General features: G+C 64.8%; 1 pseudogene. It reads left to right on the plus strand.

The annotated features are described in order from the left end of the window. A pseudogene (locus tag ACP5PX_RS08300) lies at positions 1-967 on the plus strand (type I restriction-modification system subunit M); the annotation flags it as partial. Between the last annotated feature and the right edge of the window lie 75 nt (positions 968-1,042).

Genomic DNA, 1,042 nt, shown 5'->3' on the forward strand with positions numbered 1-1,042 from the left:
CCTCTGGGCAGCCGCCAACGCCCTGCGGGGCTCCATGGATGCCGCCGAGTACAAGCACGTCGTGCTGGGGCTCATCTTCCTCAAGTACATCTCCGACGCCTTCGAGGCCCAGCACGCGAAGCTCGACGCGGAGCGCGCGCAAGGCGCAGACCCGGAGGACCCCGACGAGTACCGGGCGGAGGGGATCTTCTGGGTGCCCCCCGAGGCGCGGTGGTCGGAGCTGCAGCAGAACGCCCGCCAGCCCACCATCGGCCAGCTCGTGGACGACGCCATGGCGGCCGTAGGGCGGGACAATCCTTCCCTCAAGGGTGTGCTCCCCAAAGACTACGCCCACCCCGCCCTGGACAAGCAGCGTCTCGGGCAACTGATCGACCTCGTCTCCAACATCCACCTCGGCGGTGGCGACAACCACGCCCGGGACATCCTCGGGCGGGTCTACGAGTACTTCCTCGGCCAGTTCGCCAGCGCCGAGGGAAAGAAGGGGGGCGAGTTCTATACCCCCCGCTGCATCGTCAAGCTCCTAATCGAGATGCTCCAGCCGTACAAAGGGCGGGTCTACGACCCCTGCTGCGGCTCTGCGGGCATGTTCGTGCAGTCGGTGGAGTTCATCGAGGCCCACGCCACGGGCAACGGCAACGGCGGCCGCGCACGCTCCCAGATCAGCATCTACGGCCAGGAGCTGAACTACACCACCTGGCGCCTGGCCAAGATGAACCTCGCCATCCGGGGGATCGACGGCCGGATCGAGCAAGGGGACTCGTTCCTGAACGACCGCTTCCCCGACCTCAAGGCCGACTACATCCTCGCCAACCCGCCCTTCAACATGAATAGCTGGGGCGGGGAGCACCTCAGAGAGGACAAGCGCTGGAAGTACGGGGTGCCGCCCGTCGGGAACGCGAACTTCGCCTGGGTCCAGCACACGTTATGCACAATCAGGAGGTCGAAACATGAATCTAGCCCAGAAGGATGTGATTGGCACAATCTATTTCGCTGACAACATCGAGATACTTCGAGCGCTTCCGGCGGCGTCGGTGGATCTGAT

Origin of the sequence: Hadarchaeum sp. (SeqCode) (assembly GCF_049969415.1) — an archaeon.
Taxonomy (GTDB): domain Archaea; phylum Hadarchaeota; class Hadarchaeia; order Hadarchaeales; family Hadarchaeaceae; genus Hadarchaeum.